Genomic DNA, 15507 nt, shown 5'->3' on the forward strand with positions numbered 1-15507 from the left:
CGGTTTTCAAAACCGCTCCAACAAAAAAGAGGCCCCGAGAACTCCCTCTGAACCTCTTTCACCGCCGTGCAGTATGCTTCCCCTAAAAAGGAAGACTCTATTTATTTCTGCTTATAGAACTCGAAGTTATCGAGTGATCCCCAAGTTCCCGGAGCAGCTTCCATAGTCACTGCCACCATACACTTGCCACCTTTTACCTCTACATCTTTGATGGTAAAGGTATGCCACTCGTTCCAGGCCGTGTCCTTAATATCCACTGACTTCGTGCCCTTGCTGGTCGTTGCACTGAGCTGATATTTGCTCTGGCCGCCACCCCCCTGGGTGGACACTGCTACGGTGTACTTGCCGTCAGCCAAACCCGTGAATTCCTGGCTAGCCGTGAACTTGAAGGCCTTGTCGCTCCAATAGTGCATGGCGCTGGTATCCAGTGCATCGCCGCCCTTGGTCACTACATCGAGCACCTTATCGCCGGAGACGGTCCAGCCATCCAAATTCTGGGCCAGTTCGAAATTGCCGTTCTTGAACAGGTTCACCTTGTCGATGACACTGATAAGACCCGAAACCGGATGTTTTTTGCCGTCCACAGTAACCGTGCCTTTGACCGTATAATCCCCAGCCTGCTCGAATACCGGTGCCGGGTTATCCCAGGTGATATCCAGATTCTCGGCATGGTCATCGGAGAAGGTCACGCGGGTCTTGGTTGGCAGCTTGGCCGGCACGCCCTTGCCGGCTTCGCCCGTCACATCGTCCACTTCCTTGAAAACCGGCTTGATGGTCGGCAGGCTATGATTGCTCACATCGTTGAATACCTTCCAGGATTCCAACGCCTTGCCCTTGTTGTCGAACATCACGAGGTTATCCCATTCATCGCCCATATCCTTGAAGGCACCGGCCCCCGGCACAGCATACCAGTCCGGCTCCCAGTAGAACATGCCGATGCCCTTGCCGTTCGGCACATCCGCCAGGCTCTGCATAACAGTCCTGAGGCCCGTTGCCTGTCCCTGTACCGTGGAGCGGAAGCCGCCCACGAGTTCAGCCTGCGCATCATAGGGGTTCTTCGTCTTGTCAAAGTTCTCATTGGTATAGCCAAAGGCCGTTTCGACGATGACGACATCCTTGTTGTAGCGGCTGGCCATATCGTTGATATTGGCCCGCATCGCATCCATATTGCCATGCCAGAAGGGATAGTAGGACAAACCGATGATATCGAAGTCATTGACGCCGTTATCCTTAATCAACTGATTGTAGAATGCCTGAGAAGCGGCATTATCTCCCCCCTTGTCGATATGGATCATGGTCTTAATGTTCGGATCTGTCTCGTGTACCGCTTTCAGCCCGCTCGCTACAAAAGACGCCAGCGTCTTGCCATTATCCTTGGCCGGCAGTTTCCCCAACGGCCAAATCATGCCATTGGTAATTTCATTGCCCACCTGCACCATTTCCGGTAAATGACCAGCTTTCTTGAAATCGCCTAAAACCTTTTTCGTGTACTGATAAACGTCTTTTGCTACTTTGGAGGCATTATCCTTTTCCCAAGCTTTTGGTCCCCATTGCTTGCCTGGATCAGCCCAGAAATCGCTGTAATGGAAATCAATCAGCACTTTCATACCAAGATCATGCGCCCGCTTGGTCATAGCTAAAGCACGTTCCGCCGTGGTGTAGCCACCACCATTGGCATGATCTGGATTATTCCAGATACGCAGGCGAATCCAGTTGATTCCATATTTTTTCATGATGGCCAGTTCATCCATTTGCGTACCATCCATATCATAAAACTTGCCACCTAAGGATTCCAGTTCTGGCAACATCGACACGTCAGCGCCCTTAATGAAATCCGCACTAAGATTAGGAATCGGATTGACCTGTACAGCCGCCTCGGCTGAAAATGGGAATAAAGATACCGCGCCTGCAGTCAGTGCTCCCAATACTAAATTTTTAAGACTTGCGTTCTTCATGCGATTTTTCCTCCTGCACCTTATTATCCTGTTCCCTTAGAAGCTAACAATAAGCCCCGATAACAGCATGTTGTCATAAGTACCATATTTCGTATTATAAGTTTTCATACGGTGCCAGTTGAGTTCCAGATTTGTCTGTGGTGCCAGCATATAACTGAAACCTAAACCATAGCCACGGCATCCGCCTGCGTCACCACCATAACCATTACCACCGGCAAAGTCCATGTGATGTCCCCAGCCAGAGGAATCAACCGCATAATTACCCAGCGCTGCATATTCCACATACGTATGCCACGTGTTTTTCTTCATCCAGTCGAGATTGCCATAGACCACGCGCGTCCAGAAGCCATGCTTGTTCTGGTCTTTGCCCGTCATGGTCACATTGTTGACAATCCCCTCTGCGATCCAGGTAACACGCGGGGAAAGTTTGGTATTGAAGCCCACCGCAGTCTGGTTCAGTTTATAATCCACTGCTTTGCCATAGAAATTAATCCAGCCCCAGTCGTCGACAGAAGGATTCAAGAGCTGCGCATCCATTTTCGCGTTCAAGTGGGACACGGTAATGGTCGTAGCACTGCTCGGCCGTACGGATACATTGGCAAAGAACCCTGGCATCCACTTACCTTTTCCCTGACCCCAGTTTTCTGCCGTGATATCGCCCCAGCCAAACATGGCATCCATTTTCGGACCGAAGGTCTTATTTACCGCGAAACCATCGATACCATTTTCCCACCAGATAAGGCCCTGTCCAAGGTTTTTCTCCATGCGGCCAGCGTCAATCCGGAAACCATTTTTCGCGGACCAATTCACTTCGGCCCGATCCAGGGTAACATTACCATGGTTATCACTGCCCAGTCCATGGTCATTATACGCATCACTGCGGTTGGTCTCATGCTCCAGCTTCAACCGCGCATTGAACGACAGATTGGGAGCAGGCTCTCCCCACATGCCAAGACGGAAACGAGTCGGTGCTACTTTTTCCTTCTTGTCCAAATGCTTTTTCGTATCAGCATCCATTCCGGCTACATTTAGTCTTTTATAATAATTTCCTTTAATGTTTTCCGCATAACGGAATCGGACATCGCCAAACATTTTTATATTGGACTGTTTGCTCTTGATGGCATTGATTTCCTGTTCCACATTGGACAGGCGTACATCCATATCCTTGAGCTCCGTGGAAAATTCTTTTTTGAGTTTATTGATGGCCCCTTTATCCTTCGGCTGGGCATTGTCGTATTTCTCCATAGCCTTGGCCACGATCTGCGCCATCTCATAGCGGTTCATAGCCTTAGTCCCCTGGAAGGTACCATCGTTATAGCCTTCCAGCACGCCATCCTCAGCGAGCATGGTAACGGCATCATAAGCCCAATGTCCTTCCGGTAAATCCTTGAAGGGATTCTGTGCGGCAAAAACCGTCGTACTCATCGTCGTTGCTGCTAAAACTGCTGCCATAATAGCGGATTTTTTCATGATACTTCCTCCTAAAATTTCTAATTTTCTGTAAAAATTGGCAAAAAAAATACTCCTGCTGCCACTGTTGCCATTACAACTGGCAGCAGGAGATACTTCTTCCTACTAAAATTAATGTGCCATCAAAGCCAAGGCAAAATCCAACGCTTTGTCCGGGTCACGGGTGAGTCCCACATATTCCCGGCCGCTGGTGGTAACACTCTTAACCCCTTTTGCATCACAGTCACTCTTAAGCTCATCATACATCGAAGCCATCTGCGGAGCCAGCACCACCAAATCAAAATCTGTAATGATATCCTTATGTTGACCATAGGCCATGGCAATGGATTCCACAGGAGCATGGCGATGTTCAGCACCTTTAGTGATAGCCTTTGCCAGCATAGAGCTAGTCGCACCGGAAGCACAGAGAACCAGCACGCGCTTTTCATCCTCCGGAACCTCCTCAGCCGTTGCAGCGGGGGCAGCCGTAACCGAAGCGGATTCCATTTCTTCCTCCACTTCATCCGTCACGCCAGCCTTTTCCCTTTCCACGAGCTGTGCATCATAGACACGGAAGAACGGATAGTACATTACTGCATCCATAACGAGCAACAACGGTGCCAAAATGAAGGCCAGCTGAGCAAAACCTGTACCAACGATCAATCCGATAGGCGCTGGCGTAGTCCACGGCAAAATATACGTAAAAGCATTCATGCCCAAATTATCAACAAAGAATTTAAACACCCAAACATTAAGAATCGGCGTAAGAACAAAAGGAAAGAACAATACCGGATTGAGCACAATCGGAGCGCCAAAAATAATTGGTTCGTTGACCGCAAAGGTCACCGGCACGATAGAAGCTCGACCTACCGCTCGAAGTTGTTTCGATTTTGCGATAAATGCACACATAGCGCAGAACATTAAGGTTGCACCAGTTCCCCCCAAGGTAGCGACAAAATAAGAGGTCGGATGCGTAAGAATGTTTGTGGCATGGCCACCGGCACTGACGATCTGCAGATTAGCCTCGATGTTAGTAATATAAATAGCCGTCACTGCCGGTTCCACAATAGATGGGCCATGTATACCTACGAACCAGAACATAGCCATGGCACCGTAGATAACAGCTAGGCCGATGTAACCATCCGCTGCCACAAATAGGGGTTTAAACACTTCCAGAATCCAGGCACCAAACATCATACCTGTTGCTTCCTTAAATACAATACCAAATACCCAGTAAACCATAACCGCAACCGACAGGGGGATAAGGTCAGCAAACGTCTGGGCAATATAGTGCGGAACTTCGTCCGGAAGTTTAATCGTAATATTACGCTTTACAAAAAACTTATAAATATTCGGCACTGTAAAGGCCACGACAAAAGCAGAAAGCAGGCCTTTCGTCCCCATGAATTCCGTAGATATGCCCCCATCCACAGGAGCAACCGCCAGCAGGAGCAGGCAAATGATGGAGACAATCATAACAGATACATCATTAATCTGTCGTAGTTTCGGCATCTTGGTATTGAGGCTATCCGTTAAGCTTTTGGCAATAGTAGCCACCATCAGAATCCCCAGCATTCCCATGCTATAGTTGTAAGCCTGCCACAATACCGTACTGATTTTTTCCGGCCACTTATAGTCGAAAATTTCTGGTACACAGGCTACCAAAATAAATAAAGACGAGAACAGGATTACCGGGATACAACTGACAAAGCCATCCCGAATTGCCCGCAAATAGATGTTGTTAGAAACCTTTTCGAAAAGAGGCTTCATTTTCTCTACCATCTGAATGAGTTTTTCCATGACACTTTCCCTTTCTTTTTCTTCCAGTAAAGACCCCTAATTGTTTTTCCCCTTGTTATGATTATAGTATAATAAAAACGTGTTTATTCGTGTTTTCACGTTTTGAAAATGTTTTCAATCCTATTTGCACGTAAAAAGAACTGCCCTCTTATTGTTACCCAAGAGGGCAGTTCCACCTTTTATTTCAAGATATCCGCCAATTCTTCCGGTGTCAGTTCAAACGTCTCCATAATAGCCTTACTGCTCATTGTCCCATCCAAGTACAATTTCCGCAGGATTGTACGGCGGGCTGCGGATAAGCCTTCCGCATAACCATTTTTGAATAAAGCACCATTATTTCCCTGCTCTACCCCCATACGGCGATTGATTCCCCCGAGCAAACTGCTCTCGATTGAGACATTCGGCTTTTTCCACAAAGCATTCCGATCCACCATATTGGTCGGCATAATTTTCCCCTTCAGCTGGTAATCCCCATCGCCAAGCATCTGCCAAGTTTCATCTGCCGGCCAGGACTTTTTGAGCACCCGTTCCACATTGATACGGTCACTTTCCCGGTAAAACCGCTCTGCATCCTCCCGCGATTTGCCGCCGGCCATTTTCCGGGCAATAAGCCGCTCTTTCAAATCACGCGGCTCTGCACTGATAAACAGCGAATAATCCGCATAACTGCGGATTTTCTGCCACGGGTCTTCGCCTAACAGCAGCCAATTTCCTTCCAATAGAATTATCTTGCGGCGAATCTTTACGACTTCCTCCACGACATCGTGAATCGAACGGTCGTAAATCGGCCAACGAATATCTGCCATGCGGACCGTTTCGAGCTTTTCCACAAGGTGTTCCACGTCAAAAGTCTCTGGACATCCCTTTACCGCCGCCATAGGAATCTTTTCGCCATTGCGCTCCACATGATGATTGCGGATGTAATCGCTATGATAATGGAACCCATCGAGGCCAATGGATTGCACGGGCTCAAGAGATGAATCCGTCAAGGACAGCTGCTCTAACAGCAGTGCCAACGTGGATTTGCCAGTTCCCGGAGGCGCTACCAAAAAAATCACCAAACGTTTTCCTACCCCTTGTTGCATTTTGGTCATTCGACGCAGGAATGGAACAAACAGATTATCAATTGTCGCCTGATTGTATTGTACCTTATGCCCCAGGCCATTTATTGTAAGGCGGCAGGTTCGCCACACTTTCCCCCCCATATTTTCTCCTCCTATCATTCCTTTGGTAAAAGCAAACTCTTCTTGCATTATACCGCCAATGTTCTAGTTTTGCCATAGGCAAAACTTCCCTGAGTTTTAAGAAGTTCATTAGAATTTTCATACTTTTTTCTAACCTATTTTTGTTATAATTGAAGATAGCAATTGATATATATAACGGAGGTTGATAGTATGATTACCCGGTTCCAATCCCGTAAAAAAATAACCAGCCTGCTAGCTGCCGGCATTATTGCCTCAACGACTGCTGCGGGAGTCTTTATGCCGACTCCGGCCGAAGCCAGTACCGCCAGCATTTTAGGTGCGGCAATTGGCGGAATACAAGCTCGCAGCGAACTCAATAAAACCCTGCACAAATACAACGATACCGAAGAAGGCCGTCAGGAATATTTCCAAGCCATGAAAAAACAGTACGGCGTCAACAATGATTGGGCTCTTAACCAGCAGCTTGACCGCATCATGACCAATCTCACGGCAGCCATCGGTGCGGTCGATCCATCCATTTATCAAAAGCCCTATAATTATTTCATCAACAACGAAACCAGCTTCAATGCCTTTTGCACCTTAGGACACAACCTTAGCGTCAATACGGGGCTCTATAATGTACTTACCAACGAAGATGAAATTGCTGTCGTATTAGGGCACGAGCTCGGCCACGGTCAAAAAGACCATCCGGCAAAGGGTGCCCGCCGGTCACTCAACATGGCGATTCTTGGCTCAGCAACGGGAACCACTGCCGGTGCAATCATGGCAACCGTCGTAAATAATCGTAACATTACGAAACCAATGGAACGCGAGGCTGATGCACTGGCTTTTGACTACATCATCCACACGAATTACAACCCCGGTGCCACAGCCGCCGTATGGCAGCGCGTAATGGACCTTTCGAAGAGCAATCCTTCTGGCATCCAGGCCTTTATATCCGACCATCCTTCCAACGATAACCGCCGCGATGCCTATTCCAAAAAACTTACCACCTACAGCGGTGGACATGTTACCAACAAAGACGGCGTCATAAAGGTCAACACCAAAGTATTCACGACACCGGCAGCCGCTGGCGGCATGAGTGCCCGTGAGCGTGCTTACTTCGTCATGGGCAACCTCTGTGCCGCCTATCATAATGGCCATAACCGCAGTGCTGCTTATGCCAGCGGCAATACCGTCATGCTTGGCGCCCAACCCATCATGACCTGCGTCGAAGGCGACGAACCCGCATCGACGCTTGCTGCCCGCCTCAACCAAATCAAATAAATGACCAGTGGCGATAGGCAATGAAGTCTCTCAAGGAAAGCGTTCAAAATGAACCGCTTTCCTTTTTTTGTACGACTGATATATAATGGTAACAAATACGTAATGCAGTCATGCGAAAGGACATCATCATGCAAATACGCGATTATCGCACTTCCATCCTGTTAGGTATTACCTTTACCATTTTGTTATCCACCTTCTGGTATATGCCGCAACTGGCCTTTATCATCTTCATCTCCCTGCTGTTGCAACTTCTCTTGTTGCCACCAGTAAACTGCCTGAATAAAAAAATGCCCCGCGCCTTAGCCGCCGGAATTGTACTCATAGCTTTTGTCAGCTTTACGTTTCTATTGCTGGCATTAGTCTCCAGCAGCTTTGTCCCGACCTTCTCTCACTTCATTACCGATTTCCCACAACTGACGGAAAAAATTCAGAACGTTCCACTATTGCAGGAATCCGAATTTCTTAATACCGAACTGGATAATGTCTGGGCGGAGCTGAAATCCACCAGTGTCGATGCCCTAAAATCCTCTCTAACCGTTCTTTTGTCCCTATTCAACAAAATCATCGACATGGTCATCATCCTCTTTGTGACCTTTTATCTCCTCAAAGACGGCGAAGAAATCAAACAGTACCTTGCTACCCGTTTCCCACAAAAGGATACCGGACGTGTCTTGAAACTTTTTAACCGCATTTTAAATGCTCTGCGTACCTACATTTTCAGTCAGCTCGTCATCTGTTGCATTACTGCTGTGATTGTCTTCCTATATTTTACTCTGCGGAATCTCCCCTATGCTTCAGTCTTTGCCATGGTTTCCGGCATCTGCGAGTTCATCCCTGTATTGGGTCCCACGGTCGCTTCTGCCTTTGGAATCCTACTGACGGCCACCGTTGATCCATTTATCGCCCTACAGACTGCTGGCTTTTACCTGCTGCTCACACAAATCAATCACAACTTCATCTATCCCACAATGATTGGTAAATCCCTAAACCTCCATCCCATTGCCATTATTCTCGGCATTATTCTCGGAGGAGAACTACTTGGTGCCCCCGGCATGTTCCTGGCTGTCCCCTTCATCGTCATCTGCAAATTGGTCATTGAAGACATCTACGAACATCGCCTGCGCCAATTGGAAAACAAAAAAAATTCGCGCTGGCTTGCACAAAAAAATCCCAAAATATAACAAATGGCTGTACCATTTTTCGGTACAGCCATTTGTTATATTTACAAAAACATCTTCACAATATCTGCTCGACTGACAATGCCGACCAAATGACCGGTATCATCCACTACCGGAAGCCGTTTGATATGTTTGTTCAACATGATTTTGGCCACCTTGCCAACCTCATCTTCCCCTTTGACGGTCATAACCTTTTCTGTCATAATCTGCTCAGCAGTAAGTGCGGCAAACTTCCGGAAAGCATCCCGATATTCCGTCAGGCCATTATAGTAGATTACTGCTCCAAGGATACATAGTTCATCAGGGGCCTCAGGCGCAGCCTCTTTGCGGAGCAAATCCCCTTCGCTGACAATACCGCGAAGCTCTCCTGCCGCATCCACCACCGGTACTCCCGATATCCGATTGGAAATCAAAAGCTCCGCCAATTCCCGGATTGATGCCTCCGGATGAACGGTAATCACCTCTTTGGTCATGATTTCTTTTACCAGCATGATACGCACCTCGCTTCGTCCCTAGCAAAAACTGCCAGCGGAAAACCACTGGCAGCTGCCGACATTCTTATTTAATGACCATAACGGGAATCGGCGACTCCTCAATAACCTTCTGACTGACACTGCCAATCAAGGCCCCTTTGAAAAGTCCGAGCCCGCGGCTGCCCATGATAATCATGTCGCTGTGTTCCTGTCCGGCCACGCGAATGATGGCCTTGGGAATATTGCCCGTTTCTACATGTTTCGCAGCGCGGAGATCATCCGGAATCTTCTCCCAAATGCGGTCAAATACGATATGGCTGGGAATGTCCTTATTGATATTGCTGGCTACATAGACAAAGTCCAGATCCGCCTGGCACTTTTCCGCAAAGAAAATTGCCTCGTCTACCGCCTTGCAACCGTTGACCGAACCATCAACCGGAACCAGGATTTTTTTGATTTTCCCCATAATAAAACCTCCCTGCGAGTCTGTTTTATTGTTTATACCTTAGTATTCGGTATTTTTCCTGATGATTCCTGCTTTTAGACAGAATTTTTTCAATTGTTTTCTCTGAACATTCCCCTTGGATTAATCGCTACAGGGACACTGCGGTTTATCAAAATACTTGCTGATAATCTTAACCGCACAATAGTCGCCACACATGGAGCAAGCTTCTTCACCAGCCTTATTTCGTTCCCCGCGTTTTTTCCGTGCTAAATCTGGATCGATAGCCAGTTCCAGTTGTGCATCCCAGTCGAGAATCTTGCGCGCTTCGGCCATTTTGCGATCCCATTCTACAGCTCCCGGAACTCCGCGCACCATATCCGCTGCATGGGCCGCAATCCGCGAGGTAATCACACCGGTGTGGACGTCTTCAATCGTCGGCAGAGCCAGATGTTCAGCCGGCGTCACATAGCAAAGAAAATCCGCACCGCTTACCGCAGCCAGCGTGCCGCCGATTGCCGCGGTAATATGATCATACCCCGGCGCCACATCCGTTACCAACGGGCCTAACACATAGAAAGGGGCATTGCGGCACAGTCGTTTTTCCAGTTTCATATTCGCTGCAATCTGATCATAAGGGACATGCCCCGGCCCCTCCACCATGACCTGCACACCGCGGCGCCAAGCCCGATCGACGAGCTCGCCCAGCGTAATGAGCTCCGTCAGCTGCCCTCGGTCCGTAGCATCGGCGGTGCAGCCAGGACGCATACCATCTCCCAGACTGAGCGTCACATCATATTTTTCACAGATATCAAGAATCTTATCGAAATGCTCATAAAGAGGATTTTCCCGCTCATTGTGAAGCATCCAGCCAGCGATAAAAGACCCGCCCCGGCTGACGATATCCATGATGCGCCCCTGTTTGCGCATGCGTTCTACTGCCGACAATGTCACACCACAGTGCAGCGTCATAAAGTCAGCTCCATCTTCTGCCTGCTTCTCAATCGTCTCCAGCAGGTCGTCTTCAGTCATCTCTACCACTGCCCCATGCTCTTTAATTGCCCGGACAGTAGCCTGATAGATAGGTACGGTTCCCACCATGACCGAAGAATGTTCGATGATTTCTTTTCTTGACAGGTCAATATTATTGCCCGTGGAAAGGTCCATGACAGCATCCGCACCGCATTTGACCGCTTCCGCCAGCTTATCCAGTTCGGGGGCCACATTGGGATAAGTACTGGACGTACCAATATTGGCATTTACTTTTACCCGCAGACCTTCCCCTACCCCACGGGGTTTCAGCCCCTTGTGATTGATGTTGCAAGGAATTGCAATAACCCCTTTTGCTACCCCGGCGCGTATCACCTCTGGGGATAGGTGTTCATCCAAAGCCACCTGTTTCATTGCATCAGTAATCTTGCCCTCACGTGCCAGCTGCATCTGCGTTGCCATATCATTACCTCCTAAAAGAAAAACCGCCCAGCATAGAGCTAAGCGGTATTATTTGCCTCTCACTTCCCTACGCAGGTCTTAACCCAACAGGTTCCAAGGGTCGACATAAGTCTCTCAGCAGGACAAGCCTGCGCCCCTAGTGAATAAAAATATACAATTGACGATAACAGTGTAGCAAATACATCCAATTAATGCAACCATAAATTTTTTCTGGCAAAAAACGAAAAAAATTATAAAAAAGTGTTGACAACTCCTTCTATTCTGCGTATAATATTTCATGTACTCACGGGATGTGGCACAGTTTGGTAGCGCGCTTCGTTCGGGACGAAGAGGCCGCAGGTTCGAATCCTGTCATCCCGACCATTGAAAAGTTAAGCCAGCAACTTCGGTTGCTGGCTTTTTTGTATTTAATTTCATGCCCTGCTTATGCCGATTTACTGATGGCTGTCGTAAAGATTTTCTCCAAAAGCGTAAGGGCCCCGCGATAACCAATGTAAGTCTTATTGATGACCACATCATAGGAAACCGGATAGCTGACTTCCACGATGTGCCCGTTAAGCTCTTTCGTAATGTCCCGTTCCCAAGTGGTACCAAAAATTATCGGCGGTTTATGTCCATATTCTCCCTGCTTGATTGCCTGAGTGACGAGATACCCGTCTTCGATAAAATCTACCTCCGCCGATACATCATCAGCCAACTGTTTGTATTCTTCACGAATCGCCTCCCGATATTTCTCCGGTGTATTATCGGTGATAATCTGTTTAGCCGGGATAAGTCCCAACTGATTGACCAAGAATTTATTGAGAGCCAGATTATACGTCGCATCGCTGGCAACCGCATAAGAAGCCGGCAGTCCCCACCAATACTCGGCATAAAAATCCGTGAAGTATTCCAAATAATAATAGTATTCCTTTTCCTCACGTTTGATGAAAGCTTCCGTCTTTACCTCATTCTCTTTTGCAAAGGCAGCAATCGACCGCAAAAATTCCCCTACCTGCCTGGCTCCTATGGGCAGGATTGGCAAATGGAGATAGGGCTGATCGTATTTCCTCTCCAACAATTTTGCCGTTTTTAGCCCCAGCCATGGTCCTACTACCAGATTAAATTCCGCATTGGGTATGGTCAGCCATTCTTTCACCCCAGCCGAGCCATAGCCGAACAAAATATTTACCTGCCATCCCGCACCTTCCAGGATGCGTTTCAACTCCGCTAGATCTCCTCGCCAAAAAGTATTCTGGAAGGGAAGTTCTGCCCAGACATTTATCAGGCCTTTCTTCTTGGTTGTCTTATCCGGCGCAAATTTATCCACATACTGTTCGATGACGGCTTCGGTAACAATCTCATGACCAGTAAAATTATTTCCCTTGAAACCGCCAGTCTCCGCTGAAACAATGGGAATCCCTTTTTTCTGGTAACGAGCCACCACAGCGCCAATATCATCACCTACAATTTCGGGAATACAGCCATTGAGCACGACAAACAGGTCCGCTTCCATGATTTTCAAAGAGGCGGCTATCAGCTGATCAAGGTGTTTAGCACCGCCAAACACCACATCTTTTTCCTGCAAATTCGAGCTGGGGGTTACAGCACCACCAGCATAACCGCCGCCCTGATAGCCATTATAGAAGGCCAGGCTCATATACTGTTTGTCAACACAGCCTGGGCCGCAATGCGTAATGGGCATGGCTCCCGGAATCGCAGTAACCGAATGCAACGCCCCCAACGCGCAGCCATAACGCACTTGATTGATGGAATTTGTCTGTTTGCATTTATCTTTCTTTGTCTTAGGCATGAGCACCAACCTCCACTCTTTCCTCTGCACGATATCCTTCTGCCTCTTCGTCATCCTCAATCAATTCCGGATGTTTGGCCAGAATATAGGCATCCTTCTGTTTCAGCCACCATTTTTTATAGGGCAGTTTTACATGCTTACGGATATCATCGTGGAATTTTTTATGCGCTAAAATTTCCAAAATGGTCTCGCCGAGATTTATCATACCATCATATCCTACCGCAATATGCTCATCCCCCAACGGCGCTGCCGGAATCCCCAGCCGCGACGCCAATGGTGCCAGCCCGTTATGACGGATAAGCAGAAAATCCGGTTTGACTTGCTGCAGAAATGCGTAAAGCTGATACTGCTGGCGATTCGAAACATGGAAGTTGCTGACCTTGCCATAGTGCTGATTCAAATACCCTAAAGAATCCTCCTGGGTATCACCGCTATCATAGACCGGATCATGGTGGAAGGTCAAAGAACCATCTACTTCAATCCCCAGTTCCCGCATAACCTGGATCAAGCCGTGAGCATAGGCCGAACCGGTAGCCACGAATCCTTTGACGCCCTTAAGCTTTTTCTTCAGCTCTTCCACCCGGGGCTTAACCCGTTCGTGTTCTGCCTGGATAAAGGGTTCCACCAAATCTTCCCGGTGAGTGACCCGCGCCAATTCCCGCAACCAAGCGTCCGTACCAGCAAAGCCATAGGGCATCGGCGCCTTAACCTCCGGCACGCCAAAATGCTGTTCCAGTGCCGCAGCCAAATAAGAGGACAGCGTATAGCAGAACCCCACCGTAGCGGCCGCTTCCGACATCTGAGCCAACTCCTCAACGGAAGCCAAATCCACAACATAATTTACCCGCAGATTCAAATTCTTGAGCAGCGGCGTAAACACATCCGACCCCCAGAGGTTGATGACATTGACCAAGTCTTCCTGTTTTTTCTGAGGATTGCGGCGTACAATCTGCCGCAAAATTCCATGCTGCGTAGCGTCAAAACCGGTGCTCCAATGCTTGGAACGAAAACCTTCGCAAGCCAAGGGCACTACCGGAATCCCCAGCTCCGCTTCTTTTTCATCGGTTATGCTTTCGATATCCTCCCCGATAATTCCCGTAGCGCAGGAAGACGCCACAAAGATTGCCTGGGGTTTATACCGTTCCCAAGCGTCATCGATGGACTGGCGCAGTTTATCGGCGGCCCCAAATACCATGTCACTTTCCTTTAGGTTAGTACTGATAATGCGGATGTTTTCCACCTTGTAGCCCCGCATTGCCAAGCCATTGCGATAGATGGCATTATATTCCACCTGTCCGCCGCCGCAGCCTATAGGGGAATGCTGAATCAGCACAGCATCTCGCACGTTGCCAGCCTGGCATTCCACCATTTGCTCGCTACAAACCGCCCCCTGAGTGAAGGGGCCACTCAATTCACAAAGACGGCAATTACCGCCGCATCCTTTCCTGCCCCGCTCCTTTTGTCCGCGCAGTTCATACCCGGACTGCTCATGTAATTCCTCCGAATTGCCATCCCAGGCGATAATCGTCCCCAGGCGCTGTTCCCGCGGTTCTACGGAGGCCATATCCAGATTTATCTTCTTTGGCATAGGACGTCCTCCCTTCAAATGCGATAATCGTCTTCTACATTATCCATCAAGCCGTATTCCAGCAGGATTTCTTCCAGCCGTTCCTGGGTCATGGGCGTAGGAATTACAAAATTCTCATTATCCTCAATGCTTTTGGCCAGTTGACGGTATTCATCTGCCTGATGGGCCTCCGGCTTGTATTCAATCACCGTCTTTTTGTTAATTTCCGCATGCTGAACAATGTTGTCACGGGGTACAAAGTGAATGAGCTGCGTGCCCAATTCCTTGGCAAAGGCACGCAAAAGTTCGATTTCCCGATCGACATTGCGGCTGTTACAGATAATCCCCCCTAAACGCACGCCACCCTTTTTCGCATAACGGGCAATCCCCTTTGAGATGTTATTGGCCGCATACAGAGACATCATCTCACCACTGGCAACGATATAGATTTCCTTGGCCTTGCCTTCGCGAATCGGCATGGCAAAACCACCGCAAACCACATCGCCAAGGACATCATAAAATACGTAATCCAAATCATCGGTATAAGCACCCAGCCGCTCCAGCAAGCCAATTGAAGTGATGATGCCACGGCCAGCGCAGCCCACCCCCGGTTCCGGACCACCTGACTCCACACAGCGCGTCCCGCCGAAGCCCTCTTTCAAAATACTGTCAAGCTCTACATCTTCCCCTTCATCCCGCAAGGTATCCAAAACAGTCTTCTGGGCCAAGCCGCCTAACAGCAGCCGGGTCGAATCCGCCTTAGGGTCACAGCCCACCACCATGACATGTTTCCCCAGTTCCGTAAGACCCGCCGTAAGATTCTGCGTCGTCGTGGATTTACCGATTCCCCCTTTGCCATAGATTGCAATCTGACGTAAGCTTTCATTTGCCATAAATAATCTCTCCTTTTTATCGATAACTGTTTCTG

12 protein-coding genes, 1 tRNA gene and 1 riboswitch are annotated in these 15507 nt (G+C 48.5%); of the genes, 3 read left to right on the forward strand and 10 right to left on the reverse strand.

Annotation, left to right across the window (positions count from 1 at the left end; translation table 11 throughout):
• Nucleotides 1-101: 101 nt before the first annotated feature.
• The 4 genes from T504_RS0103180 to T504_RS0103195 all read right to left on the reverse strand — a co-directional run bounded on the left by T504_RS0103180 (nt 102) and on the right by T504_RS0103195 (nt 6409).
• Nucleotides 102-1955: a glycosyl hydrolase 53 family protein gene (locus T504_RS0103180; RefSeq protein WP_051635179.1), complete on the reverse strand. Its 1854-nt coding sequence runs from the start codon at nt 1953-1955 to the stop codon at nt 102-104.
• 36 nt (nt 1956-1991) lie between these two features.
• Nucleotides 1992-3425: an S-layer homology domain-containing protein gene (locus T504_RS0103185; RefSeq protein WP_033169619.1), complete on the reverse strand. Its 1434-nt coding sequence runs from the start codon at nt 3423-3425 to the stop codon at nt 1992-1994.
• A gap of 111 nt (nt 3426-3536) precedes the next feature.
• Nucleotides 3537-5204: a PTS lactose transporter subunit IIBC gene (locus tag T504_RS0103190; RefSeq protein WP_033169620.1), complete on the reverse strand. Its 1668-nt coding sequence runs from the start codon at nt 5202-5204 to the stop codon at nt 3537-3539.
• A 179-nt stretch (nt 5205-5383) separates the two neighbouring features.
• Nucleotides 5384-6409 (reverse strand): nucleoside/nucleotide kinase family protein, encoded by a 1026-nt coding sequence (locus T504_RS0103195; protein ID WP_072022698.1) that lies wholly within the window; start codon nt 6407-6409, stop codon nt 5384-5386.
• A gap of 189 nt (nt 6410-6598) precedes the next feature.
• On the opposite strand from T504_RS0103195, the gene T504_RS0103200 reads away from it, so the two are divergent.
• Nucleotides 6599-7675 (forward strand): M48 family metallopeptidase, encoded by a 1077-nt coding sequence (locus T504_RS0103200; RefSeq protein ID WP_033169621.1) that lies wholly within the window; start codon nt 6599-6601, stop codon nt 7673-7675.
• Nucleotides 7676-7803: 128 nt separating this feature from the next.
• The gene (locus T504_RS0103205; RefSeq protein WP_033169622.1) at nt 7804-8856 is read left to right on the forward strand and encodes an AI-2E family transporter; all 1053 of its coding nucleotides are present in this window, start codon (nt 7804-7806) and stop codon (nt 8854-8856) included.
• A gap of 41 nt (nt 8857-8897) precedes the next feature.
• Here the strand turns inward: T504_RS0103205 and T504_RS0103210 are convergent, their stop codons facing one another.
• From T504_RS0103210 to thiC, 3 genes are all read right to left on the reverse strand, one after another.
• Nucleotides 8898-9344, reverse strand: a complete 447-nt coding sequence (locus tag T504_RS0103210) for a CBS domain-containing protein (protein WP_033169623.1) — start codon at nt 9342-9344, stop codon at nt 8898-8900.
• A gap of 67 nt (nt 9345-9411) precedes the next feature.
• Entirely contained in the window at nt 9412-9792 is a 381-nt protein-coding gene (locus tag T504_RS0103215; RefSeq protein WP_033169624.1) for a universal stress protein, read from the reverse strand.
• A 120-nt stretch (nt 9793-9912) separates the two neighbouring features.
• Entirely contained in the window at nt 9913-11220 is a 1308-nt protein-coding gene (gene thiC, locus T504_RS0103220) for a phosphomethylpyrimidine synthase ThiC (protein WP_033169625.1), read from the reverse strand.
• A 47-nt stretch (nt 11221-11267) separates the two neighbouring features.
• Nucleotides 11268-11368: riboswitch (TPP riboswitch) on the reverse strand.
• Between the two features lie 138 nt (nt 11369-11506).
• Here thiC and T504_RS0103225 point away from each other — a divergent pair.
• Nucleotides 11507-11583 (forward strand) — tRNA-Pro (locus T504_RS0103225).
• Between the two features lie 61 nt (nt 11584-11644).
• On the opposite strand, the gene T504_RS0103230 is transcribed toward T504_RS0103225, so the two are convergent.
• The 3 genes from T504_RS0103230 to nifH are packed head-to-tail and all read right to left on the reverse strand — an operon-like array spanning nt 11645 to nt 15472.
• Entirely contained in the window at nt 11645-13012 is a 1368-nt protein-coding gene (locus T504_RS0103230) for a nitrogenase component 1 (RefSeq protein ID WP_033169626.1), read from the reverse strand.
• The gene (locus tag T504_RS0103235) at nt 13005-14600 is read right to left on the reverse strand and encodes a nitrogenase component 1 (RefSeq protein ID WP_033169627.1); all 1596 of its coding nucleotides are present in this window, start codon (nt 14598-14600) and stop codon (nt 13005-13007) included. The genes T504_RS0103230 and T504_RS0103235 overlap by 8 nt, the downstream gene beginning before the upstream one ends.
• A gap of 14 nt (nt 14601-14614) precedes the next feature.
• Nucleotides 14615-15472 carry a nitrogenase iron protein gene (gene nifH, locus T504_RS0103240; protein WP_033169720.1) on the reverse strand — a complete coding sequence of 286 codons (858 nt, stop codon included), beginning with the start codon at nt 15470-15472 and terminating at the stop codon, nt 14615-14617.
• Between the last annotated feature and the right edge of the window lie 35 nt (nt 15473-15507).

Origin of the sequence: Selenomonas sp. ND2010, from assembly GCF_000702005.1 — a bacterium.
Classification (GTDB): Bacteria; Bacillota; Negativicutes; order Selenomonadales; family Selenomonadaceae; genus Selenomonas_A.

Bases quoted from the DNA above. Each gene is read 5' to 3' on its own strand.
- T504_RS0103180 (WP_051635179.1), bottom strand. From the start codon at position 1,955: ATGAAGAACGCAAGTCTTAAAAATTTAGTATTGGGAGCACTGACTGCA.
- T504_RS0103185 (WP_033169619.1), bottom strand. From the start codon at position 3,425: ATGAAAAAATCCGCTATTATGGCAGCAGTTTTAGCAGCAACGACGATG.
- T504_RS0103190 (WP_033169620.1), bottom strand. From the start codon at position 5,204: ATGGAAAAACTCATTCAGATGGTAGAGAAAATGAAGCCTCTTTTCGAA.
- T504_RS0103195 (WP_072022698.1), bottom strand. From the start codon at position 6,409: ATGGGGGGGAAAGTGTGGCGAACCTGCCGCCTTACAATAAATGGCCTG.
- T504_RS0103200 (WP_033169621.1), top strand. From the start codon at position 6,599: ATGATTACCCGGTTCCAATCCCGTAAAAAAATAACCAGCCTGCTAGCT.
- T504_RS0103205 (WP_033169622.1), top strand. From the start codon at position 7,804: ATGCAAATACGCGATTATCGCACTTCCATCCTGTTAGGTATTACCTTT.
- T504_RS0103210 (WP_033169623.1), bottom strand. From the start codon at position 9,344: ATGCTGGTAAAAGAAATCATGACCAAAGAGGTGATTACCGTTCATCCG.
- T504_RS0103215 (WP_033169624.1), bottom strand. From the start codon at position 9,792: ATGGGGAAAATCAAAAAAATCCTGGTTCCGGTTGATGGTTCGGTCAAC.
- thiC (WP_033169625.1), bottom strand. From the start codon at position 11,220: ATGGCAACGCAGATGCAGCTGGCACGTGAGGGCAAGATTACTGATGCA.
- T504_RS0103230 (WP_033169626.1), bottom strand. From the start codon at position 13,012: ATGCCTAAGACAAAGAAAGATAAATGCAAACAGACAAATTCCATCAAT.
- T504_RS0103235 (WP_033169627.1), bottom strand. From the start codon at position 14,600: ATGCCAAAGAAGATAAATCTGGATATGGCCTCCGTAGAACCGCGGGAA.
- nifH (WP_033169720.1), bottom strand. From the start codon at position 15,472: ATGGCAAATGAAAGCTTACGTCAGATTGCAATCTATGGCAAAGGGGGA.